Raw genomic sequence first — 23,197 nt, 5'->3', positions numbered from 1 at the left:
CCCCTGCGGCGCAGCCGCCGCGCCCGGCGTGGGCCGGCCGGCCTCCGCCCCCCGGCGCCCGCGCCCCCGCGCGTCCGGCGGTGGGTTCACGCCACCCGGGCGCCCCCGCCGCCCGCCCGCGTCCGCGCCGCGCGGGCGCGCGCGGGGACATGCGGTGCGCCCGGTGTGCCGTCCCGCGCACCGGGACGCTCCAGGAAATGAGGCGGTCGCACTGGCTGCGGGCATGTACCCTACGTGTCGCACCAGACGGGGTGTGGCGCAGCTTGGTAGCGCGTCCGCTTTGGGAGCGGAAGGCCGTGGGTTCAAATCCCGCCACCCCGACCATCAGCCGGCCGCCGGTCGGCCCATCTCGCGTGATCGCCTTTTGGGGCGCCGAGCGGCTCCGGTTACTATGCAAGCTGCGCGCCCGTGTGTCCGGTCCTAGGTTCTAGGACCTGCGAACTCCTCCGGGCGGCAGATTTGCCGGACCTGTCTGGCTCCGGCAGAACCCAAGAAGTCAGCCACAAGGAGACCGAACCGTGAAGAGCGCCGTGGAGACCCTGAACCCGACTCGGGTTCGGCTCACTGTCGAGGTGCCCTTCGAGGAGCTCAAGGACAGCCTCGACGCGGCGTACAAGAAGATCAACCAGCAGGTCACGGTGAAGGGCTTCCGCAAGGGCAAGATCCCGGCCCGGGTCATCGACCAGCGCTTCGGCCGCGGTGCGGTGCTGGAGGAGGCCGTCAACGACGCGCTCCCGAAGTTCTACACCGAGGCGGTCAACGAGGCGGAGCTGAACCCGCTGGGCCAGCCCGAGGTCGACATCACCGAGCTTAAGGACGGCGAGACGCTGAACTTCACCGCCGAGGTGGACGTCCGCCCGACCATCGAGATCCCGGACTACTCCGGCATCGAGGTCGAGGTCGACGCCGTCGAGGTGACCGACGAGGACGTGGAGAAGGCGGTCGAGCAGCTGCGCGAGCGCTTCGCCTCCACCACCCCCGTCGAGCGCGCCGCCGAGGACGGCGACGTCGTCACCATCGACCTGGAGGCCAAGGTCGACGGCGAGGTGCTGGAGGACGGCATCGCCAACGGCGTCTCCTACACCATCGGCTCCGGTGAGCTGCTGGACGGCATCGACGACGCCGTGAAGGGCCTGGAGGCCGGTGGCGAGGCCACCTTCACCTCCGAGCTGAAGGGCGGCTCGGCGGCCGGCAAGGAGGCCGAGGTCACCGTCAAGGTCACCCAGGTCGCCGCCCGCGAACTGCCGGAGCTGGACGACGACTTCGCGCAGCTCGCCTCCGAGTTCGACACCCTCGAGGAGCTGAGGGCGGACAGCCGCAAGCGCCTGGAGAACATGAAGCAGTACGACCAGGCCACGCAGGCCCAGGAGCGCGTCCTGGAGAAGCTGCTGGAGCTGGTCGAGGTGCCCGTCCCCGAGAAGCTGCTCGAGGACGAGATCAACACCCGCAAGCACAACCTCGAGCACCACCAGCTCGGCCAGATGGGTCTCACCCTCGACAAGTACCTGGAGATCCAGGGCAAGACCGCCGAGGAGTTCGACACCGAGACCCGCGAGGCCGCGGTCAAGGGCATCAAGACCCAGTTCGTCCTGGACGAGCTGGTCAACAAGGAGAAGCTCGGCGTCAACCAGGAGGAGCTGACCGAGCACCTCATGCGCCGCGCCGCCTCCTCCGGCATGTCCCCCGACCAGTTCGCGCAGGCCGTCGTCCAGCAGAACCAGGTTCCGCTGCTCGTCGGCGAGGTCGCCCGCGGCAAGGCCCTGGCCGTCGTGGTCGAGGCCGCGACCGTGAAGGACACCAACGGCGAGATCGTCGACCTGGAGGACGAGGAGGACGAGGCCGCCGAGGCCGCGACCGCCGACGCCGCCGGGACCGAGGGCGAGGGCGAGGAGAAGGCCGAGGCCTGATCCGCCCGCCGCGTCGCCCGAGACGTACGTACGATGGGCCCTGGGGAGCGCTTCCCGGGGCCCATCGGCGTACCCGGCCGCCGCGCCGCCGCGGCCCCCGCGCTACGCCCCCGGCGAACACCCCCCTCAGCGGGATTCCCCGAAGGGACCCGCGCGTTAGGGTCCATGAATACGAGGGCAGGGGAGTCCCCGGACACCGCCGGACGGCCCCACGCCCCGGCAGTACACGTGAGACGGCCCGGCGCCGTCGTAAGACGAGCAGGTGGATACGTGACGAATCTGATGCCCTCCGCCGCCGGCGAGCCTTCCATCGGTGGCGGCCTCGGCGACCAGGTCTACAACCGGCTGCTCAACGAGCGGATCATCTTCCTCGGCCAGCCGGTCGACGACGACATCGCGAACAAGATCACCGCACAGCTGCTGCTCCTTGCCGCCGACCCGGACAAGGACATCTACCTGTACATCAACAGCCCCGGCGGCTCGATCACGGCCGGCATGGCGATCTACGACACCATGCAGTACATCAAGAACGACGTGGTGACCATCGCCATGGGCCTCGCCGCCTCGATGGGCCAGTTCCTGCTCAGCGCGGGCACCCCGGGCAAGCGCTTCGCCCTGCCGAACGCCGAGATCCTGATCCACCAGCCGTCCGCCGGCCTCGCCGGTTCGGCCTCGGACATCAAGATCCACGCCGAGCGCCTGCTGCACACCAAGAAGCGGATGGCCGAGCTGACCGCCCAGCACACCGGCCAGACCTTCGAGCAGATCACCCGCGACTCGGACCGCGACCGCTGGTTCGACGCCTACGAGGCCAAGGAGTACGGCCTCATCGACGACGTCATCACCTCGGCCACCGGTATGCCGGGCGGCGGCGGCACCGGGGCCTGAGCCGCTCCCAGCGGGCCCCAGCGCCCCTGAGCGGCGCTCGCGGAGGCCCCGGCCGTCTCGCGGACCCCGACGGACCGCCACGGCCGCCCCAGCGGCCCCGCAGCCCAGCCAGCCCCTCAGCCGACCGCCCAGCCCTTTTCCAGGAGACATCGTGAACGACTTCCCCGGCAGCGGCCTCTACGACGGTGCGCGAGCCGAGTACACCGGCCCCACGGCCGAGTCCCGCTACGTGATCCCGCGCTTCGTCGAGCGCACCTCCCAGGGCGTGCGCGAGTACGACCCGTACGCGAAGCTCTTCGAGGAGCGCGTGATCTTCCTCGGCGTCCAGATCGACGACGCCTCCGCCAACGACGTCATGGCGCAGCTGCTGTGCCTGGAGTCGATGGACCCCGACCGGGACATCTCGGTCTACATCAACAGCCCCGGCGGTTCCTTCACGGCGCTGACGGCCATCTACGACACGATGCAGTTCGTGAAGCCCGACATCCAGACGGTGTGCATGGGCCAGGCGGCCTCCGCCGCCGCGATCCTGCTCGCGGCCGGCACGCCGGGCAAGCGCATGGCGCTGCCCAACGCGCGCGTGCTGATCCACCAGCCCTACAGCGAGACCGGCCGCGGCCAGGTCTCCGACCTGGAGATCGCCGCCAACGAGATCCTCCGGATGCGCTCGCAGCTGGAGGAGATGCTGGCCAAGCACTCCACCACCCCGGTCGAGAAGATCCGCGAGGACATCGAGCGCGACAAGATCCTCACGGCCGAGGAGGCCCTGGAGTACGGGCTGATCGACCAGATCATCTCGACCCGCAAGATGAACAACGCCGCCGTCCGCTGACGCGGACGCCGGGCCGCCCGGCCCCCTTGGACACGGTCACGTCGAAGTGAACCGTGCCAAGGGGGACCCGAACGGGGGGCCGGGCAAGGTACCGTCGACATAAGGCAGCACCAGGAGCCGCTGGACCGCATACGTCCAGGCGTCTCCCAGGCGAAGGGGAAGCACACCGTGGCACGCATCGGTGACGGCGGCGATCTGCTCAAGTGCTCGTTCTGCGGCAAGAGCCAGAAGCAGGTCAAGAAGCTCATCGCAGGGCCCGGTGTGTACATCTGCGACGAGTGCATCGACCTCTGCAACGAGATCATCGAGGAAGAACTCGCGGAGACCAGCGAGGTGCGCTGGGAGGAACTGCCCAAGCCCCGCGAGATCTACGAGTTCCTGGACGGCTACGTGGTGGGCCAGGAGGCGGCCAAGAAGTCCCTCTCCGTGGCGGTCTACAACCACTACAAGCGCGTCCAGGCTGGCGAGAACGGCGGCGGCCAGGGCCGTGAGGACGCCATCGAGCTGGCCAAGTCCAACATCCTGCTGCTCGGCCCCACGGGCTCCGGCAAGACCCTGCTGGCCCAGACCCTGGCCCGGATGCTGAACGTCCCGTTCGCCATCGCCGACGCCACCGCGCTGACCGAGGCCGGTTACGTGGGCGAGGACGTCGAGAACATCCTGCTGAAGCTGATCCAGGCCGCCGACTACGACGTCAAGAAGGCCGAGACCGGGATCATCTACATCGACGAGATCGACAAGGTCGCCCGCAAGAGCGAGAACCCGTCGATCACCCGCGACGTCTCCGGCGAGGGCGTGCAGCAGGCCCTCCTGAAGATCCTGGAGGGCACCACGGCCTCGGTGCCGCCGCAGGGCGGGCGCAAGCACCCGCACCAGGAGTTCATCCAGATCGACACGACGAACGTCCTGTTCATCGTGGGCGGCGCCTTCTCCGGTCTGGAGAAGATCATCGAGGGCCGCGCCGGCGCCAAGGGCATCGGTTTCGGCGCGACGATCCGCTCCAAGCGGGAGCTGGAGGCCAAGGACCAGTTCGAGGACGTCATGCCCGAGGACCTGGTCAAGTTCGGCATGATCCCCGAGTTCATCGGCCGCCTCCCCGTGATCACCAGCGTCCACAACCTCGACCGCGAGGCCCTGCTGAAGATCCTGGTCGAGCCGCGCAACGCCTTGGTGAAGCAGTACCAGCGCCTGTTCGAACTCGACGGCGTGGAGCTGGATTTCGAGCGCGAGGCCCTGGAGGCCATCGCCGACCAGGCCATCCTCCGCCAGACCGGCGCGCGCGGTCTGCGCGCCATCATGGAGGAGGTGCTGATGTCGGTGATGTACGAGGTGCCGTCCCGCAAGGACGTGGCCCGCGTCGTCGTCACCGCCGACGTCGTCCACTCCAACGTCAACCCCACCCTGATCCCCCGCGACGCCCGCGGCCGGGGCCCGGGGGAGCAGAAGACGGCGTAGCCGCCACCGGCGCACGGCTTCCGCGCATGGCTTCCGCGCACGGCGGAAGCCGCCCGCACACGGCGAAGGGGCCCCGGTCGCACCGACCGGGGCCCCTTCGTGTGTCCGCGGGCGTCAGATCTTGACGCGGACGTCCGTGCGGAGCTTGGCGGCGAGGCTCGCCGCGTCCTGCGTGGAGCCGCCCTTGCCGGTGGCCATCCCGGCCAGGTCGTAGGAGATGACGAAGGCGACGGTGCTGTGGTCGCCCCAGATGCAGAACGGCAGGTGCAGGGTCGTGCCGCTCTCCTTGGTCTCCGTCTCCTGGCACTTCAGGACACCGCCGTCGAGCCCGTCCGGCTTGAACTCCTGCGGGCTGCCGACCAGCTTGCCGTCGCCGGAGGAGTCCTTCTCGGCGCTCTCCTTGGTCTTGGCGAACATCGCGTCGACGACCTTCTCCGGGTCGTCGATGGTGCCGTAGACGCCGCTGAAGGAGAGGGACTTGGCCGTCAGACCGGTCCCGGTGGTGTAGGCCGCGCTGACCTGCTTGGGGTCCTTGATGCCCCACTTCTCGAAGTCCGCGAGGTCGTCGTCGGACATGCTGTCCGGGGCGTCCTCGGACTTCTCCGACTTCTTGTACGTCCCGTCGATCACCGTCGCCGGCGTCACCAGCTTGTGCGGGCCGTCGTCGGCCACCGAGCCGCCGCCGCCACCGCCGCCGATCGCGAAGTACGCGCCGACCGCGATCGCCGCGACGACCGCCACCGCGCCGATGATCAGGCCCGTCTTCTTCTTGCCGCCGGACGGGGCCGGGGGCTGCGGCACCGCGCCGTAGGGCGGCTGCTGGCCGTACTGGGGCGGCTGGCCGTACGGCGGCTGCTGCTGGCCGTAGGGGCCCGGCTGCGGCGGGACGCCCTGCGGGGGCTGCTGCGGGTAGCCGTAGCCCGGCTGGGCGGGAGGGGCCTGCTGGGGGTAGCCGTAACCGGGCTGCGCGGGCGGCGCCTGCGGCGGCTGCTGGCCGTAGGGGCCCGGCTGACCGTACGGTCCGGGCTGCTGGGGCTGCCCGCCGTACGGGCCCGGCTGGTTGTAGCTCATTACTGGGTTCCCCTCCAGATGCTTATGCGTACCTGACATCCTGGCGCAGAGCCGCCGTGCCCACGGCATCGGGGTGCGCACCGTTACACAACAAATGCGGTTCGGGACAGCGCCGTGACGCCTCTAAACTGAGCGCGTGACCGAGAACGCTCAGCAGCAGCCACCAGCGCCCGACACCGAACTGCCGACCCAGTACGCGCCGGCCGATGTAGAGGGGCCGCTGTACGAGCGCTGGGTAGAGCGGGGCTACTTCGAGGCGGACGCGAAGAGCGACAAGCCGCCGTACACGATCGTCATCCCGCCGCCGAACGTCACGGGCTCCCTCCACCTGGGCCACGCCTTCGAGCACACGCTCATCGACGCCCTCACCCGCCGCAAGCGCATGCAGGGCTACGAGACGCTGTGGCAGCCCGGCATGGACCACGCCGGCATCGCCACGCAGAACGTCGTGGAGCGCGAGCTGGCCAAGGAGGGCAAGTCCCGCCACGACCTGGGCCGCGAGGCCTTCGTGGACCGCGTCTGGCAGTGGAAGTCCGAGTCCGGCGGCCAGATCAGCGGCCAGATGCGCCGCCTCGGCGACGGCGTCGCCTGGTCCCGTGAGCGCTTCACCATGGACGAGGGCCTCTCGCAGGCCGTCCAGACCATCTTCAAGCGCCTCTACGACGACGAGCTGATCTACCGCGCCGAGCGCATCATCAACTGGTGCCCGCGCTGCCTGACCGCGATCTCCGACATCGAGGTCGAGTACCAGGACGACGACGGCGAGCTGGTCTCGATGAAGTACGGCGAGGGGGACGACACCATCGTCGTCGCCACCACCCGTGCCGAGACGATGCTCGGCGACACGGCCGTCGCCGTCCACCCCGACGACGAGCGCTACCAGCACCTGGTCGGCAAGCTCATCAAGCTGCCGCTGACCGACCGCTCCATCCCGGTCGTCGCCGACGAGCACGTCGACCCCGAGTTCGGCACGGGCGCCGTCAAGGTCACCCCGGCCCACGACCCGAACGACTTCGAGATCGGCCAGCGCCACGACCTGCCGTCCCTCACCGTGATGGACGAGCACGCCGTCATCACCGCCCACGGCCCCTTCCAGGGCCTGGACCGGCTGGAGGCCCGCTCCGCCATCGTCGCCGCCCTGCGCGCCGAGGGCCGGATCGTCGCCGAGAAGCGCCCCTACGTCCACTCCGTCGGCCACTGCTCGCGCTGCAAGACCACCATCGAGCCGCGCCTTTCCATGCAGTGGTGGGTCAAGGTCGGCCCGCTCGCCAAGGCGGCCGGCGACGCGGTCCGCGAGGGCAAGGTCACGATCCATCCGCAGGAGATGGAGAAGCGGTACTTCGACTGGGTCGACAACCTCCACGACTGGTGCATCTCACGCCAGCTGTGGTGGGGCCACCGCATCCCCGTCTGGTACGGCCCGAACGGCGAGGTCGTCTGCGTCGGACCCGACGACGAGGCCCCGACCGGCGAGGGCTGGCACCAGGACACCGACGTCCTGGACACCTGGTTCTCCTCCGGCCTGTGGCCGTTCTCCACGCTCGGCTGGCCCGAGCGGACCGAGTCGCTCGCGAAGTTCTACCCGAACTCCGTCCTGGTCACCGGCTACGACATCCTCTTCTTCTGGGTCGCCCGGATGATGATGTTCGGCCTGTACGCGATGGACGGCACCCCGCCGTTCCACACCATCGCCCTGCACGGCATGGTCCGCGACCAGTTCGGCAAGAAGATGTCGAAGTCCTTCGGCAACGCGGTCAACCCGCTGGACTGGATGGACAAGTACGGCTCCGACGCGCTCCGCTTCACCCTGGCGCGCGGCGCCAACCCGGGCGTGGACGTCCCGATCGGCGAGGACTGGGTCCAGGGCTCGCGCAACTTCGCCAACAAGATCTGGAACGCCACCCGCTTCGCCCTGATGAACGGCGCGACGGTGGACGGCCCGCTGCCCGAGCCGTCGGCGATGTCCGCGACGGACCGCTGGATCCTGTCCCGCCTCAACTCCGTCGTCGCCGAAGTCGACGCGTACTACGACGACTTCCAGTTCGCCAAGCTGTCGGACACGCTGTTCCACTTCGCGTGGGACGAGGTCTTCGACTGGTACGTGGAGCTGTCCAAGACCACGTTCCAGGCGGGCGGCGAGGCCGCCGAGGTCTCCCAGCGCGTCCTCGGCGAGGTCCTGGACGTCACGCTGCGGCTGCTGCACCCGGTCGTCCCGTTCGTCACCGAGACGCTGTGGACCACCCTCACGGGCGGCGAGTCGGTCGTCATCGCCGAGTGGCCCGCCGACAGCGGCTTCCGCGACGCGGACGCCGAGCGGGAGATCGAGACCCTCCAGTCCGTCATCACCGAGGTGCGCCGCTTCCGCGCCGACCAGGGCCTCCAGCCGGGCCAGCGCGTCCCGGCCCGGCTCACCCTGGACGGCACGCCGCTGGCGGTGCACGAGGCCGCCATCCGGCAGCTGCTGCGGCTCCAGCCGGAGGGCGAGTCCTTCACCGCGACGGCCACCCTGCCGGTCGCCGGCGCGGAGGTCGCCCTCGACCTGTCCGGCACGATCGACGTGGCGGCGGAGCGCAAGCGGCTCGCCAAGGACCTGGCCGCCGCGGAGAAGGAGAAGGCGCAGGCGAACGGCAAGCTCGGCAACGAGGCGTTCCTGGCGAAGGCGCCCGACCATGTGGTCGAGAAGATCCGCACGCGGCTCGCCAAGGCCGAGGAGGACATCGCGCGGATCTCCGCGCAGCTGGACCGGCTGCCCCAGGCGTAGCCGCCCGTACGCCGCGTGAGGCCCCGGAGCCGGCGAGACTCCGGGGCCTCACGGTCGCCCCGGTGCGGCCGGGGAGCGCGTTCGGCCGCGGGTGCGTCGTGGCCGGTCGCGCGGTTCCCCGCGCCCCTGCGGGGCGCGTCCCCGCACCGCCGCCGCGCCCCGCTCACCGCCTCCGTAGACTGAACCCCGTGAGCGACCTTCCGCACGAAAACGGCCGGAACGACCGGCCCGACCCCCTCGACTCCTTCGAGGAGATCATCGAGGCCGAGACCACCCGCGACCCCGACCTCGCCGTGATCGAGGCCGGCAGCCGCACCCTGCGCACCCAGGGCGGCCCGCCGCAGGCGGACGTGCCGGGCCGGCCGGAGGACCCCGAGGTCGACCGGGCGCTGCGCGAGGTCGAGGCGGAACTCGGCACCCGCTGGGGTGAGACCAAGCTGGAGCCCTCGGTCGCCCGGATCGCGGCCCTGATGGACGTCCTGGGCGAGCCGCAGCGCTCGTACCCGTCCGTCCACATCACCGGGACCAACGGCAAGACCTCCACCGCCCGCATGATCGAGGCGCTGCTCGGCGCCTTCGAACTGCGCACCGGCCGCTACACCTCCCCGCACGTGCAGTCGATCACCGAGCGGATCAGTCTGGACGGCGCGCCGATCTCCGCCGAGCGGTTCATCGAGACGTACCAGGACGTCAAGCCGTACGTGGAGATGGTCGACGCCGCCCAGGAGTACCGGCTGTCCTTCTTCGAGGTGCTCACCGGCATGGCGTACGCCGCCTTCGCCGACGCGCCGGTGGACGTCGCCGTGGTCGAGGTCGGCATGGGCGGCAGCTGGGACGCCACCAACGTGATCGACGCCGATGTCGCCGTGGTCACCCCCATCGGGCTCGACCACACCGACCGGCTCGGCTCCACCACCGGCGAGATCGCCGGGGAGAAGGCCGGGATCATCAAGCGGGACGCCACCGTGATCATGGCGCAGCAGCCGGTGGACGCCGCCCAGGTGCTGCTGAAGAAGGCCGTGGAGGCCAACGCCACCGTGGCCCGCGAGGGCCTGGAGTTCGGCGTCGTGGCCCGCCAGGTGGCCGTCGGCGGCCAGCTGCTGACCTTGCGCGGGCTCGGCGGCGAGTACCCCGAGGTGTATCTGCCGCTGCACGGCGCCCACCAGGCGCACAACGCCGCCGTGGCGCTGGCCGCCGTGGAGGCGTTCTTCGGCGTGGGCGCGCAGCGCGCGGAGCAGCTGGACGGCGAGACCGTGCGCAAGGCGTTCGCGTCGGTGTCCTCGCCGGGCCGGATGGAGGTCGTGCGGCGCTCGCCGACCGTCGTGCTGGACGCGGCGCACAACCCGGCCGGCGCGCAGGTGACGGCCGAGGCCGTGCGGGAGGCGTTCGACTTCAGCCGGCTGATCGGCGTGGTCGGCGCCAGCGCCGACAAGAACGTGCGCGGGCTGCTGGAGGCGTTCGAGCCGATCTTCGCGGAGATCGTGGTCACCCAGAACTCCAGCCACCGCGCGATGGACGCCGACGAGCTGGCCGCGATCGCGGTCGAGGTGTTCGGCGAGGACCGCGTCCAGGTGGAGCCGCGGCTGCCGGACGCCCTGGAGGCCGCGATCACGCTGGCCGAGGAGGAGGGCGAGTTCGCCGGCGGCGGCGTCCTCGTCACCGGTTCCGTCATCACCGTCGGTGAGGCCCGACTGCTCCTGGGAAGGGGCTGACCCACGTGCGTACGCTCTGTTCCTCGACCCTGCTCGGCGAGTTCTTCGTCATCGGGTTCGCCGCGCTGGTCGCGATGAAGGACCCGGACCTGTCCATGGGGACGGTCTGGACGGTCAGCGGCATCGCGATGGTGCTGTGCGTGCTGCTGTGCGGCGTGGTGACCCGGCCCGGGGGCGTCGTCCTCGGCTGGGCGCTGCAGATCGCGCTGATCGCCTCGGGCTTCGTGGTGCCGGTGATGTGGTTCCTCGGCGTGGTGTTCGCCGCGCTGTGGTGGGCGTCGGTGCACTTCGGGCGGAAGATCGACGCGGCCAGGGCGCGGTTCGCGGCGCAGGCGGCGCAGCCGGGGCCCTCCTCCCCTGACCCTGCGTGACAGCGGCCCTGTAATCTCGTCCCACCGCACACGTGTACCGCAGTTAAGGAGTCCCTCGTGACCCAGCGCACCCTCGTCCTCCTCAAGCCCGACGCCGTCCGTCGTGGCCTGACCGGCGAGATCATCAGCCGTATCGAGCGCAAGGCCGGCTGGCAGATCACCGCGCTGGAACTGCGGACCCTGGACCAGGACACGCTGGAGCAGCACTACGGCGAGCACAAGGGCAAGGCTTTCTACGAGCCGCTGGTTAAGTTCATGTCCTCCGGTCCGGTGGTCGCGCTGATCGTGGAGGGCGAGCGGGTGATCGAGGGCGTGCGCGCGCTCGCCGGTCCCACCGACCCGATCGCCGCCGCGCCGGGCTCCATCCGGGGCGACTTCGGGGTGATCGTCCGGGAGAACCTGATCCACGCCTCCGACTCCGAGGAGTCCGCCGAGCGCGAGGTGAAGCTCTTCTTCCCCGGCCGGGCCTGAGCCGCGGCCCACGAGGGCCGTGACCGTTCTTTCTGACGTATCGTCAGCTCATTGGGCTGTCTGACCTGGGCGGTCGTGCGAAACCGGCCGCCCTTTCGGCATACCCGATGCCGAAAGGGGGAACGCGTGCCCCCGATGGACCGTCTCCACAAGCGAGGCGGTACGCCATCTGCTGACAATGGCGAAGACCCTCGCGCAGTGTTCGTGCAGGCGCGTCTACGATGGAAGCCTTCACGTCACAGCACCCACCTCGCCGTACCTGAAACGCCCTCAAAAGCTCCCAGGGAAGGCCAGACGAATCCTGATGGGGAACTCAATGTCGTTCATCGGCCGTGACATGGCTGTCGACCTCGGGACCGCCAACACGCTGGTGTACGTCAGGGGTCGCGGGATCGTACTCAACGAACCGTCCGTCGTCGCGATCAACACGAACACCGGTGGCATCCTCGCGGTCGGCGCCGAGGCGAAGAAGATGATCGGGCGCACCCCGGGCAACATCGTGGCCGTGCGTCCGCTCAAGGACGGCGTCATCGCGGACTTCGAGATCACCGAGCGGATGCTCCGCTACTTCATCCTGAAGATCCACAAGCGGCGGTATCTGGCTCGGCCGCGGGTCGTGGTCTGCGTGCCCTCCGGCATCACCGGCGTCGAGCGCCGCGCCGTCATCGAGGCCTCCTCGCAGGCCGGCGCGCGCCAGGTGCACATCATCGAGGAGCCCATGGCCGCGGCCATCGGCTCCGGCCTGCCGGTCCACGAGGCCACGGGCAACATGGTGGTGGACATCGGCGGCGGCACCACGGAGGTCGCGGTCATCTCGCTCGGCGGTATCGTCACGGCCCAGTCCATCCGGGTGGCCGGCGACGAGCTGGACAACGCGATCATCCAGCACGTCAAGAAGGAGTACAGCCTTCTGCTGGGTGAGCGGACGGCCGAGCAGATCAAGATCACGATCGGCTCCGCGTACGAACTCGAGGCCGACGAACACACCGAGATCCGCGGCCGCGACCTGGTCTCCGGCCTGCCGAAGACCGTGGTCATCTCGGCCGCCGAGGTCCGCAAGGCGATCGAGGAACCGGTCAACGCGATCGTCGACGCGGTCAAGACGACCCTCGACAAGTGCCCGCCGGAGCTGTCCGGCGACATCATGGACCGCGGCATCGTCCTGACCGGCGGCGGCGCCCTGCTGCGCGGTCTGGACGAGCGGCTGCGCCGGGAGACCGGCATGCCGATCCACATCGCCGAGGACCCGCTGGACAGCGTGGCGCTCGGCTCCGGCAAGTGCGTCGAGGAGTTCGAGGCGCTCCAGCAGGTCCTGGACGCCCAGCCGCGCCGATGACGCAACTTTTCGATTCCGCCGTACGAGATGATCTTCTCTCGTACGGCGGATCGTTGATATAGAGGCATAAGCTCCCACAATTGGGCCCCTTGGGTGTGCGCTCCGCCATTTCGCGCACCGGGGGCCACCCGATTCCGACGAGGAAGGGCACGGCCGCCGCACGTGAGGGACACGAAAGAGAGCCGGCTGCTCCTGGTGCTGCTGATCGCCGTCGCGTTCGCGCTGATCACAGTGGACATCCGGGGCGGCGAGAACTCCCCGGTGGACGGTGCCCGGCGAGCCGCCGCCACCGTCTTCGGCCCGATCGAGAACGGTGTGTCGGGCGCGGTGAACCCGGTCGGCAACGCGGTCTCCGCCGTCCGCGACTCCGGCGAGCGCCACGACCGGCTCGCCGCGCTGGAGAAGGAGAACGCCGCCCTCAAGGCCAGGCTCGGCAGCGACGCCCGCAACCGCAGCCGCCTGAACCAGCTGGACAAGATGCTGAAGCTGGCCGGCGAGGGCCAGTACGGCATCAAGGGCGCCCAGGTCATCGCCATAGGAGCCGCGCAGGGCTTCTCCTGGACCGTCACCATCGACGTCGGCTCCGACGACGGCATCCAGCGCGACATGACCGTCCTGAACGCCGACGGGCTGGTCGGCCGGGTCACCACCGTCGGCCCCGACTCCGCCACCGTGCTGCTCGCCAACGACCCCGACTTCACCGTCGGCGCCCGGATGGAGGGCAGCGACGAACTCGGCTTCGCCGCCGGGCAGGGCGACCGCCCGATGCGCGTCCAGCTCCTCAACGGCAAGGCGGAGGTGAAGAAGGGCGACCGGTTCGTCACCTTCGGCTCGCAGTCCGACAAGCCGTTCGTGCCCGGCGTCCCGGTCGGCGTCGTCTCCCGCGTCGACCCCTCCGGCGGCGACCTGACCCGCACCGTCTACGTCACGCCCTACGTCGGCTTCACCAAGCTCGACGTCGTCGGCGTCGTCGTCCAGGCGCCCAAGAAGGACCCGCGCGACACGGTCCTGCCGCCCAAGCCCAAGCCGACCCCCACGCCCACGGTGACCGTGACGGTCACCCCCAGCCCGACCGGCGGCGCCGAGACCGGCGCCCGCGGCCGGGACGAGGACGCCCGTGGCGGGGGCGACGAGCAGTCCACCGACGACGACCAGCTGCAGTAGGAGCGAGAAGTCCCCATGCGCCTCAACCGGATTCTGCTCTCCACCGTGCTGGTCGTCCTCGCCCTGGTCATCCAGGTCAGCGTCCTGGCCCGGCTGCACCTGCCCGGCGCGGTCCCCGACCTGCTGCTGCTCACCGTCCTCGGCCTCGCCATGGTCTACGGCCACATCGGCGGCGCCCTGGTCGGCTTCGGCGCCGGACTGCTCGCCGACATCGCCCCGCCGGCCGACCACGCCGCCGGGCGCTACGCCCTCGTGCTGTGCGTCATCGGCTACTTCGCCGGGCTCATCAAGCCCGAGACCGGCCAGGTGAGATCGGCCGCCGGCCCGATGGCCGTGGTGGTCGCCGCCGCGATCGGCTCCACCCTGCTCTACGCGGGCGTGGGCGCCCTCGTCGGCGACACCGCCGCCCGCCATGTCGGCCTGCCCGGGCTGCTCGTCAGCGCCGCCGTCTACGACCTGCTGCTCGCCCCGTTCGTGGTGCCCGGGATCATGGCGCTGGCGCGGCGCGCCGACAACGATCCGCTCGCCGAGACCGGCTCGGCCGCCAAGCAGAAGACCGACATCTCCTCCGGGTGGCTGTCCGCCGGCACCGGGCTGCGCATCGGCGGCCAGCGCGGCGCGCTCGGCGGCCTGAAGACCAAGGCCCGCGCGCGCACCACCCGCGTCGGCCGCATCAAGGGGGTCAAGCGGCTGTGAGCCCGCTCCAGTTCACCCGAACGGGGAAGTTCCGGCGGAACGCGCGCGTCTCGGCCGCACGTTCACCATTCGTACGCGCGCACACGTCCGCACACTGAGAGGGGGAGGCAGCACCAGTGACCAACATCCCCGAGACCGGCCGGACCCCACGGGTCCAGACCCGGCTCGTCGTCATCCAGATCCTCGTCCTCTCCCTGCTCGGCACGCTCGGCGGCCGGCTGTGGTACCTCCAGATCCGCGAGGGCGCCCAGTACCAGAAGGAGGCGTCCGGCAACCACGTCCAGCAGGTCGTCCAGCCCGCCGTGCGCGGCTCGATCCTGGACGCGCGCGGCGTGCCGCTCGCGGACAACGAGACGCGGCTGGTCGTCTCCGCCTCCCGCACCGACCTGCTCAAGCAGAAGGACGACGGCAAGGCGGTCCTCACCAAGCTGGCCGGCGTCCTCGGCATGGACCCGCAGGAGGTCATGCAGAAGGTCCGGCTGTGCGACGCGAAGACCCCCCAGCCCTGCTGGAACGGCTCGCCGTACCAGCCCATCCCGATCACCGACGAGGCCACCGCCAAGCAGGCCCTGCAGATCCGGGAGCGGGCCGAGGACTTCCCCGGCATCACCGCCGAGCCCGAGGCCGTCCGCCGCTACGCCGCGCCGGGCAAGTCCAACACCGCCCAGGTGCTCGGCTACCTCTCGCCGGTCACCGACGAGGAGATCCAGAAGGCCAAGGACACCTCCTCGCCGTATCTGCGCTCCGACATGGTCGGCCGCTCGGGCCTGGAGCGGCAGTACGACGCGCAGCTGCGCGGGAAGGCCGGCGTCACCCGCTACGAGGTGGACAACCTCGGCCGGGTCATCGGCAAGGCCAAGTCGGACGCCGCCGAGCCCGGTTCGAACCTGGTCACCAGCATCGACGCCCGGGTCCAGCGGGTCGCGGAGTACGAGCTGGACAAGGCCATGAAGGCCGCCCGCCAGCAGTACGACAAGATCACCGGCACCAACTACAAGGCGGACTCCGGCGCCGTCGTCGTCATGGAGGCCAAGACCGGCCGGGTCGTCGCCATGGCGTCCGCCCCGACCTACGACCCGAACGTCTGGGTCGGCGGCATCTCCGCCAAGGACTACGCGGCCCTGACCGGCAAGAACTCCGACTATCCGCTGCTGAACCGCGCCATACAGGGTCAGTCCGCGCCCGGTTCGACCTTCAAGGTCGTCTCCACGGCCGCCGCCGTCGAGGCCGGCTACGACTTCAACGGCAACTACCCCTGCACCAGCTCGTACTCCGTGGGCGGCCAGGTCTTCAAGAACTTCGAGGGCGAGAACTTCGGCCCCATCTCCCTCGGCCGCGCCCTGGAGGTCTCCTGCGACACCGTCTTCTACGGCCTCGCGGACAACGAGTGGAAGAAGGACGGCGGCATCAACCCGAAGAAGGGCCAGCCCAAGGACTACTTCTTCAAGGCCGCCCACCAGTTCGGCCTCGGCCAGGAGACCGGCCTCGACCTGCCCAACGAGGTCACCGGCCGCGTCCCGGACCGCGCGTGGAAGCAGCGCTACTGGGAGGCCAACAAGGACGCCTGGTGCAGGACCGGCAAGAAGAACGGCAGTTACGTCGAGAAGATCGCCTACGAGAACTGCCTCGAGGGCAACAAGATGCGTGAGGGCGACGCGATCAACTACTCCATCGGCCAGGGCGACACGCTCGTCACGCCGATCCAGGAGGCCGTGATCTACGGCGCCATCTCCAACGGCGGCACCATGTACACGCCCACGATCGGCAAGGCGGTCGTCAGCGCCGACGGCAAGCAGGTCACCGAGATCAAGCCCAAGGTGCGCGGCAAGCTGCCCATCACCAAGGCCACCCGCGACATGATGGACCAGGCCCTGGCCGGCGTGGCCACCCGCGGTACGGCGGCCTGGAAGTTCGCCGGCTGGCCGCAGGACAAGATCCCGCTGCACGCCAAGACCGGCACCGCCGAGGTCTACGGCAAGCAGACCACCTCCTGGCTGGCCACCTACAGCAAGGACTACTCGGTCATCATGACCATCTCCCAGGCCGGTACGGGCTCGGGCGCCTCCGGTGAGGCCGTGCGCAACATCTACAGCGCCCTGTACGGCGTCCAGGCCAACGGCTCCATCGACAACAAGAGGGCCCTGCTGCCCACCCCGCAGAAGAGCCTGCCGAAGATCCAGGCCGACGGCACCATCGCCGCCCCGAAGATCTCCGGCGACCCGGCCAAGGACCAGGAGGCCATCGCCAAGCAGGTCGCCGAGCAGGGCGGCACCACCGCCCCCGACGACGACCAGGGCACGGCGGCCACCACCAACACGCCCCCGACGGGCAACCGGGACACGCGCCGGCGCCAGCGCCGCCGGGGGAGCCGGAGGACGACCGCATGACCGGCGCCAACAGCTTCTCCGTCTCCGGGTACGGCCCCGACCGGGCCGGCTGGACCCGGCTCTTCGCCCGCGACTCGGTCACCCGCCGGCTCGACTGGCCGATGCTCCTGTCGGCGCTCGCGCTGTCCGGGATCGGCTCCGCCCTGATCTTCTCGGCCACCCGCAACCGCACCGAGATCAACCAGGGCGACCCGTACTACTTCCTGATCCGCAACCTGATGAACACCGGCATCGGGCTCGCCCTGATGATCGGCACCGTCTGGCTCGGCCACCGCGCCCTGCGCAACGCCGTGCCCGTCCTCTACGGCGCCTCGGTCCTCGGCATCCTGCTGGTGCTCACCCCGCTCGGCGCCACCATCAACGGCAGCCGCAACTGGATCGTGCTCGGCGGCGGTTTCTCCATCCAGCCCTCGGAATTCGTGAAGATCACGATCATCCTGGGGATGGCGATGATACTGTCCGCCCGCGTCGACGCCGGGGACAAACCGCACCCCGACCACCGCACGGTGCTCCAGGCCCTCGGGCTGTCCGCGGTGCCCATCCTGATCGTGCTGCTCATGCCCGACCTCGGCACGGTCCTCGTCCTGGTCACCATCATCCTGGGCGCGCTGCTGGCCTCGGGCGCCTCCAACCGCTGGGTCTTCGGACTGCTCGGCGCGGGCGTGGTCGGCTGCGTCGCGATCTGGCAGCTGCACATCCTGGACGAGTACCAGATCAACCGGTTCGCGGCCTTCGCCAACCCCAGCCTCGACCCGTCCGGCGTCGGCTACAACACCAACCAGGCCCGCATCGCCATCGGTTCGGGCGGTCTGACCGGCGCGGGCCTCTTCCACGGCTCGCAGACCACCGGCCAGTTCGTCCCCGAACAGCAGACCGACTTCGTCTTCACGGTCGCGGGGGAGGAGCTGGGCTTCGTCGGCGCGGGCCTGATCATCGTGCTGCTCGGTGTCATCCTGTGGCGCGCCTGCCGGATCGCCCGCGAGACCAGCGAGCTGTACGGCACGGTGGTGGCCGCCTCGATCGTCGCCTGGTTCGCCTTCCAGGCCTTCGAGAACATCGGCATGACCCTCGGCATCATGCCGGTCACCGGTCTGCCCCTGCCGTTCGTCTCCTACGGCGGCTCGTCGATGTTCGTGGTCTGGGTGGCGGTCGGCCTGCTCCAGTCCATCCGGGTCCAGCGGCCCATGTCGGCGTAGCCGCAGGTCCGTACGCCGGTCCGTACGCCGGGGGCGGCCCCGGGCCCCCGGTCGGTCGCCCGGTCGGGAGCCCGGGCCGTGCGCCCGGCGCCTCCGTCCGTACGGCCCGGGCGTCCGTCCGGGTTACGCTTGATGGTCACCCACCCCCCCAGCCTCCGGCCGGGGGCATCCCAGTCAGCTCACGAAGGTAATCCCCGCGATGTCTGTCGAGTCGGTCTTCCCACAGCTCGAGGCCCTGCTGCCGCATGTGCAGAAGCCGATCCAGTACGTGGGCGGTGAACTGAACTCCACCGTCAAGCCGTGGGACAGCTGTGACGTCCGCTGGGCGCTCATGTACCCGGACGCGTACGAGGTCGGCCTGCCCAACCAGGGCGTCATGATCCTCTATGAGGTGCTCAACGAGCAGGACGGCGTCCTGGCCGAGCGCACCTACAGCGTGTGGCCCGACCTGGAGGCGCTGATGCGGGAGCACGGCGTCCCGCAGTTCACGGTGGACAGCCACCGCCCGGTCAAGGCGTTCGACGTGTTCGGCCTGTCCTTCTCCACGGAGCTGGGCTACACCAACATGCTCACCGCCCTGGACCTGGCCGGCATCCCGCTGGAGTCCAAGGACCGCACGATCGACGACCCGATCGTCCTCGCCGGCGGCCACGCGGCCTTCAACCCCGAGCCGATCGCCGACTTCATCGACGCGGCCGTCATCGGCGACGGCGAGCAGGCCGTCCTCGACATGACCCGGATCATCCGCGAGTGGAAGGCCGAGGGCCGCCCCGGCGGCCGCGAGGAGGTCCTCCTGCGGCTGGCCAAGACCGGCGGCGTGTACATCCCCGGCTTCTACGACGTCGAGTACCTGCCCGACGGCCGGATCGCCCGGGTGGTCCCCAACCGCTCGGGCGTGCCGTGGCGCGTCTCCAAGCACACGGTGATGGACCTGGACGAGTGGCCCTACCCCAAGCAGCCGCTGGTCCCGCTGGCCGAGACGGTCCACGAGCGGATGTCGGTGGAGATCTTCCGCGGCTGCACCCGCGGCTGCCGCTTCTGCCAGGCCGGCATGATCACCCGCCCGGTGCGCGAGCGCTCCATCACCGGCATCGGCGAGATGGTCGAGGCCGGGCTGAAGGCGACCGGCTTCGAGGAGGTCGGCCTGCTGTCGCTGTCCTCCGCCGACCACAGCGAGATCGGCGACATCGCCAAGGGCCTCGCCGACCGCTACGAAGAGGACAAGATCGGCCTGTCCCTGCCGTCCACCCGCGTGGACGCCTTCAACGTGGACCTGGCCAACGAGCTGACCCGCAACGGCCGCCGCTCCGGTCTGACCTTCGCCCCCGAGGGCGGCTCCGAGCGGATGCGCAAGGTCATCAACAAGATGGTCTCCGAGGAGGACCTGATCCGCACCGTCGCCACCGCCTACGGCAACGGCTGGCGGCAGGTGAAGCTGTACTTCATGTGCGGCCTGCCCACCGAGACCGACGACGACGTGCTGCAGATCGCCGACATGGCCACCCGCGTCATCGCCAAGGGCCGCGAGGTCTCCGGCTCCAACGACATCCGCTGCACGGTCTCCATCGGCGGTTTCGTCCCCAAGCCGCACACCCCCTTCCAGTGGGCGCCCCAGCTCTCCGCCGAGGAGACCGACGCGCGTCTGCAGAAGCTGCGGGACAAGATCCGCGGCGACAAGAAGTACGGCCGCTCCATCGGCTTCCGCTACCACGACGGCAAGCCCGGCATCGTCGAGGGCCTGCTCTCCCGCGGCGACCGCCGCATCGGCGCCGTCATCCGCGCGGTCTACGACGACGGCGGCCGCTTCGACGGCTGGCGCGAGCACTTCTCCTACGACCGCTGGATGGCCTGCGCGGACAAGGCGCTGGCCCCCTTCGGCGTCGACGTGGACTGGTACACCACCCGCGAGCGCTCCTACGAGGAGGTCCTGCCCTGGGACCACCTGGACTCCGGCCTGGACAAGGACTGGCTCTGGGAGGACTGGCAGGACGCCCTGGACGAGACCGAGGTCGAGGACTGCCGCTGGACCCCGTGCTTCGACTGCGGCGTCTGCCCGGCGATGGACACCAGCATCCAGATCGGCCCCACGGGCAAGAAACTCCTCCCCCTGACGGTCAAGAACACCACCCCGGCCCCGAGCCACGCCCACTGACGCCGGATCAGGTCCGATCGAACGACGGCACGGCCGCTGACGCTTCCCCGCCACGGCGGGGATCCGCGCAGCGGCCGTCCGCGTCCTTCCTGTCATGGAGCTGGAGAAGCGGGGAGCCGGCGGGCCGGAGTGGCGGGAGCCTGAGGGGTGCCTGGTCGTGGCCGTGCGGTTGCCGGTGCGGATCGTCGTGCTGGTGCTCGTCGTGCCCGTGCGCATCCTGTGGGACGTGCTCGTCGCCGGGGGGCGGCTCCTGCGCGACCATGTGCTGCGGCCGGTGGGGCGGGCGCTGTTCGTGTGGCCGTGGGTGCGGCTGTGGCGGTACGTCGTCGTCCCGGCGGGCCGCGCGCTCGCCCGGCTCGGGCGCGTCCTCGTCGTCGTGCCGCTCCTCTGGGCGTACCGGTGGGTGCTGACGCCGCTCGGGCGCGCGCTCGCCTGGGGCGCGCGGGGGATCGGAGCGGCGCTGGAGTGGGTGTACGCGCGCGTGCTGACGCCCGTCGGGCACGCGTGCGCGTGGCTGCTCAGGGGGCTGGCCCTGATCCTCGCCGCACTCGGGGCGGCGACCTACGCGGGGGCCGCCCGGCTGGTGCGGTGGCTCGTCGTCGTACCGGCGCTGTGGCTGTACCGGTGGGTCCTCGCGCCGGTGGGGCGGGCGCTCGCCCGGTGCGCGCGGGGGCTGTGGTGGCTGCTGGGGCTGCTGGTCACCGGGGCCGGCACGGTCCTGTACTGGACGTGCCGGGTGCTGTTCGTGCTGCCCGCGCTCGCCCTGTGGCGGTGGGTGCTGGTCCCCGTCGGCCGTGTCCTCGCCGTCCTCGGGCGGGAGGCCGCCGACGCGCTCGGGCACGCCTGGCGGGTGGCCGGCCGTGTCTCGCGCGCCCTCGGGCGGCTGCTGGCGGCCCTGCTGCGGTGGACGCTCGTGACGCCCGCGCGCTGGACGTACCGCACGCTGCTGACCCCGGCCGGGCACCTCGTCCGCGACGCCGTACTGCGCCCGGCGGGCCGCGCGGTGCGCGCCGCGGGACGCACCGCCCGCGAGATGCTGGACGCGGCCCGCAGGACCGCTCGGCAGACCAGGGCCGACATCCGCCGGGCGCTGCTGGGCGATCCCGGGCCGACGGCCCGCAAGGAACCCGTCACGGCCGGGACGCGTACCCTGGAGAGCAGGACCGGGCGCGAGGCGTCCCCGCAGCCGCGGGGGTGACCGCGCGCCGTACCTGAGCGCTCCCCGCCCACGCGGGGCCGGCGCCGCGGTCCGTCCGCCGTACACAAGGAGAAGTTCCACTGGGCAAGCGACAGCCCGAAGGCCCGCCGCCCGCACCCGCGGTGCAGCGCATCCGACTGCGTTACACCAAGCGCGGCCGCCTCCGGTTCACCAGCCACCGTGACTTCCAGCGCGCCTTCGAGCGTGCGCTGCGCCGCGCCGAGGTGCCGATGGCGTACTCGGCGGGCTTCACCCCGCACCCGAAGGTCTCCTACGCCAATGCCGCACCCACCGGCACGGGCAGTGAGGCGGAGTACCTGGAAATCGCGCTCACCGCGCCCCGCGACCCGGAGCGGCTGCGCGTCCTCCTCGACGAGTCGCTGCCCGCCGGGCTCGACATCGTCGAGGCGGTCGAGGCCCGCACCCCGGGTCTCGCCGACCGGCTGACCGCTTCCGTGTGGGAGCTGCGGCTGGACGGCGTGGACCCGGCCGAGGCGGAGCGCGCGGTCACCGCCTTCAACGGCGCCGCGAGCGTCGAGGTGCAGCGCCTGACCAAGAACGGCATGCGCACCTTCGACGCCCGTCCGGCGGTCGTGAGCCTGGCGAGCGCGGAAACGCCTGATACGGCTGCTGATAGGCCGACCGACCAGCCCTGTGCGATACTGCGGCTGGTTGTTCGGCACGTGACGCCTGCCGTACGACCCGACGACGTCCTGTCCGGTCTCCGCGCCGTGGCCGACCTGGCGCCGCCGGTCCCCGTAGCGGTGACCAGGCTGGCGCAGGGGCTGCTCGATGAAGAGACCGGCACGGTGACCGACCCGCTCGCGCCCGACCGCGAGGCAGACCCGGCCGCCCCGGCCGCAGTATCAGGGGCCGCCGGCGCCGCCGCCGCGAAGGCGTCTGCGTAGGGAAGGTTCCGTAGGGACGGACGTCGAAGCGCCGCCCTCGTACTCGGGAGCCACCTGGGTCGGGCAGCGCACCGACCAGAAGACTTTCGCCAGGCCGTATGCGACAAGGCGTACGGAACCGGCGAGACAGGACTACAGACAGCTCCCGTGTGGCGCCCGCGCCCCGGACGGCGGCCATCGCGCACCGCGCGGCCGCGGACGTCAACGGCGTCCGACCGGACACGGTCGTACGCCGGACCAGGCGCGGCGCCCGGGAGCCCTGACGGGAGATACGCCCGCATGCTCGAACCGACCGAGCCCACCAAGGGTTCCGAAGAACTGAACACCCCCAGCGACACCCTGCCGCCGCGCCGGCGTCGGCGTGCCGCGTCCCGGCCGGCGGGCCCGCCGGCCGGCGCCGCCGCCGAGACGTCGGCGGAGCTGACCGCGCCGGCCATACCGCCCGCCGACTCCGCCGAACTCGCGGAGGACACGCAGGAGACGGAGCAGGCCGCGGTCGCCGAGCCCGCGCCGCCGCGCCGCACCCGCCGCCGGGCCTCCGCGCCGACCGGTGCGCCGAAGGCCGCCGAGGCCGAGGCGAGCGCCGAGACCGTGGTGGCGAAGAGCGCCGACACGGCCGCCGCGCCGGCCGTCGACGAGACCACCGCCGGCACGGTGGAGTCCGGCGAGGCCGCGGCCCCGCGCCGCACCCT

General features: G+C 70.9%; 18 protein-coding genes and 1 tRNA gene. 18 read left to right on the top strand and 1 reads right to left on the bottom strand.

The annotated features are described in order from the left end of the window. Nucleotides 1-247 precede the first annotated feature (247 nt). The 5 genes from K7787_RS29430 (at nt 248) to clpX (ending at nt 5,082) form a co-directional block, all read left to right on the top strand. Nucleotides 248-324 (top strand) — tRNA-Pro (locus K7787_RS29430). Between the two features lie 194 nt (nt 325-518). Next, nucleotides 519-1,907 (top strand): trigger factor, encoded by a 1,389-nt coding sequence (gene tig / locus K7787_RS29425; RefSeq protein WP_009188604.1) that lies wholly within the window; start codon nt 519-521, stop codon nt 1,905-1,907. A 282-nt stretch (nt 1,908-2,189) separates the two neighbouring features. Then, nucleotides 2,190-2,795, top strand: coding sequence for an ATP-dependent Clp protease proteolytic subunit (locus tag K7787_RS29420; RefSeq protein ID WP_019983797.1), 606 nt, complete (start codon nt 2,190-2,192; stop codon nt 2,793-2,795). Between the two features lie 151 nt (nt 2,796-2,946). Beyond that, on the top strand, nt 2,947-3,627 hold the full coding sequence (locus K7787_RS29415; protein ID WP_009188602.1) for an ATP-dependent Clp protease proteolytic subunit: 681 nt from the start codon (nt 2,947-2,949) through the stop codon (nt 3,625-3,627). A 168-nt stretch (nt 3,628-3,795) separates the two neighbouring features. Further along, nucleotides 3,796-5,082 (top strand): ATP-dependent Clp protease ATP-binding subunit ClpX, encoded by a 1,287-nt coding sequence (clpX, locus tag K7787_RS29410; protein WP_009188601.1) that lies wholly within the window; start codon nt 3,796-3,798, stop codon nt 5,080-5,082. A 114-nt stretch (nt 5,083-5,196) separates the two neighbouring features. On the opposite strand, the gene K7787_RS29405 is transcribed toward clpX, so the two are convergent. After that, a complete protein-coding gene (locus K7787_RS29405; RefSeq protein WP_043260827.1) occupies nt 5,197-6,153 on the bottom strand; it encodes a hypothetical protein in 957 nt (318 codons plus the stop codon). Nucleotides 6,154-6,289: 136 nt separating this feature from the next. Between K7787_RS29405 and K7787_RS29400 the strand changes: the two genes are divergently transcribed. The 13 genes from K7787_RS29400 to K7787_RS29340 all read left to right on the top strand — a co-directional run. Further along, on the top strand, nt 6,290-8,914 hold the full coding sequence (locus K7787_RS29400; protein ID WP_009188599.1) for a valine--tRNA ligase: 2,625 nt from the start codon (nt 6,290-6,292) through the stop codon (nt 8,912-8,914). A gap of 188 nt (nt 8,915-9,102) precedes the next feature. Next, nucleotides 9,103-10,626, top strand: coding sequence for a bifunctional tetrahydrofolate synthase/dihydrofolate synthase (gene folC, locus K7787_RS29395; protein WP_223003500.1), 1,524 nt, complete (start codon nt 9,103-9,105; stop codon nt 10,624-10,626). Nucleotides 10,627-10,631: 5 nt separating this feature from the next. Beyond that, nucleotides 10,632-10,997: a DUF4233 domain-containing protein gene (locus K7787_RS29390; RefSeq protein WP_164389454.1), complete on the top strand. Its 366-nt coding sequence runs from the start codon at nt 10,632-10,634 to the stop codon at nt 10,995-10,997. A gap of 57 nt (nt 10,998-11,054) precedes the next feature. Beyond that, a complete protein-coding gene (gene ndk / locus K7787_RS29385) occupies nt 11,055-11,468 on the top strand; it encodes a nucleoside-diphosphate kinase (RefSeq protein WP_009188596.1) in 414 nt (137 codons plus the stop codon). Between the two features lie 316 nt (nt 11,469-11,784). Then, on the top strand, nt 11,785-12,804 hold the full coding sequence (locus tag K7787_RS29380) for a rod shape-determining protein (protein WP_019983803.1): 1,020 nt from the start codon (nt 11,785-11,787) through the stop codon (nt 12,802-12,804). A gap of 162 nt (nt 12,805-12,966) precedes the next feature. Next, on the top strand, nt 12,967-13,968 hold the full coding sequence (mreC, locus tag K7787_RS29375; RefSeq protein ID WP_009188594.1) for a rod shape-determining protein MreC: 1,002 nt from the start codon (nt 12,967-12,969) through the stop codon (nt 13,966-13,968). A gap of 15 nt (nt 13,969-13,983) precedes the next feature. Continuing rightward, complete coding sequence (gene mreD / locus K7787_RS29370; RefSeq protein ID WP_009188593.1) at nt 13,984-14,664, top strand: rod shape-determining protein MreD; 681 nt, start codon at nt 13,984-13,986, stop codon at nt 14,662-14,664. Nucleotides 14,665-14,780: 116 nt separating this feature from the next. Beyond that, the gene (gene mrdA, locus K7787_RS29365; RefSeq protein ID WP_009188592.1) at nt 14,781-17,051 is read left to right on the top strand and encodes a penicillin-binding protein 2; all 2,271 of its coding nucleotides are present in this window, start codon (nt 14,781-14,783) and stop codon (nt 17,049-17,051) included. Beyond that, nucleotides 17,048-18,247 carry a rod shape-determining protein RodA gene (gene rodA, locus K7787_RS29360; RefSeq protein ID WP_009188591.1) on the top strand — a complete coding sequence of 400 codons (1,200 nt, stop codon included), beginning with the start codon at nt 17,048-17,050 and terminating at the stop codon, nt 18,245-18,247. Before mrdA ends, rodA begins: the two co-directional genes overlap by 4 nt. 199 nt (nt 18,248-18,446) lie before the next feature. Beyond that, on the top strand, nt 18,447-20,399 hold the full coding sequence (locus K7787_RS29355; protein WP_009188590.1) for a TIGR03960 family B12-binding radical SAM protein: 1,953 nt from the start codon (nt 18,447-18,449) through the stop codon (nt 20,397-20,399). A 94-nt stretch (nt 20,400-20,493) separates the two neighbouring features. Next, nucleotides 20,494-21,597: a hypothetical protein gene (locus K7787_RS29350; protein ID WP_223003499.1), complete on the top strand. Its 1,104-nt coding sequence runs from the start codon at nt 20,494-20,496 to the stop codon at nt 21,595-21,597. Between the two features lie 122 nt (nt 21,598-21,719). Then, a complete protein-coding gene (locus K7787_RS29345; protein WP_223003498.1) occupies nt 21,720-22,505 on the top strand; it encodes a TIGR03936 family radical SAM-associated protein in 786 nt (261 codons plus the stop codon). A gap of 279 nt (nt 22,506-22,784) precedes the next feature. Further along, nucleotides 22,785-23,197: hypothetical protein (locus K7787_RS29340; RefSeq protein WP_372456703.1), on the top strand; the 413-nt coding region annotated here is incomplete at its 3' end.

It is taken from the genome of Streptomyces sennicomposti, from assembly GCF_019890635.1.
Taxonomy (GTDB): domain Bacteria; phylum Actinomycetota; class Actinomycetes; order Streptomycetales; family Streptomycetaceae; genus Streptomyces; species Streptomyces sennicomposti.
Note: the sequence above shows the minus strand (reverse complement) of the source record. Positions and strands in the feature narration are given on the sequence as shown.

Excerpts from the sequence above, each read along its gene's own strand:
- K7787_RS29420 (WP_019983797.1), top strand. The coding sequence starts at position 2,190 with ATGCCCTCCGCCGCCGGCGAGCCTTCCATCGGTGGCGGCCTCGGCGAC.
- K7787_RS29405 (WP_043260827.1), bottom strand. The coding sequence starts at position 6,153 with ATGAGCTACAACCAGCCGGGCCCGTACGGCGGGCAGCCCCAGCAGCCC.
- K7787_RS29380 (WP_019983803.1), top strand. The coding sequence starts at position 11,785 with ATGTCGTTCATCGGCCGTGACATGGCTGTCGACCTCGGGACCGCCAAC.
- mreD (WP_009188593.1), top strand. The coding sequence starts at position 13,984 with ATGCGCCTCAACCGGATTCTGCTCTCCACCGTGCTGGTCGTCCTCGCC.
- rodA (WP_009188591.1), top strand. The coding sequence starts at position 17,048 with ATGACCGGCGCCAACAGCTTCTCCGTCTCCGGGTACGGCCCCGACCGG.
- K7787_RS29355 (WP_009188590.1), top strand. The coding sequence starts at position 18,447 with ATGTCTGTCGAGTCGGTCTTCCCACAGCTCGAGGCCCTGCTGCCGCAT.
- K7787_RS29350 (WP_223003499.1), top strand. The coding sequence starts at position 20,494 with ATGGAGCTGGAGAAGCGGGGAGCCGGCGGGCCGGAGTGGCGGGAGCCT.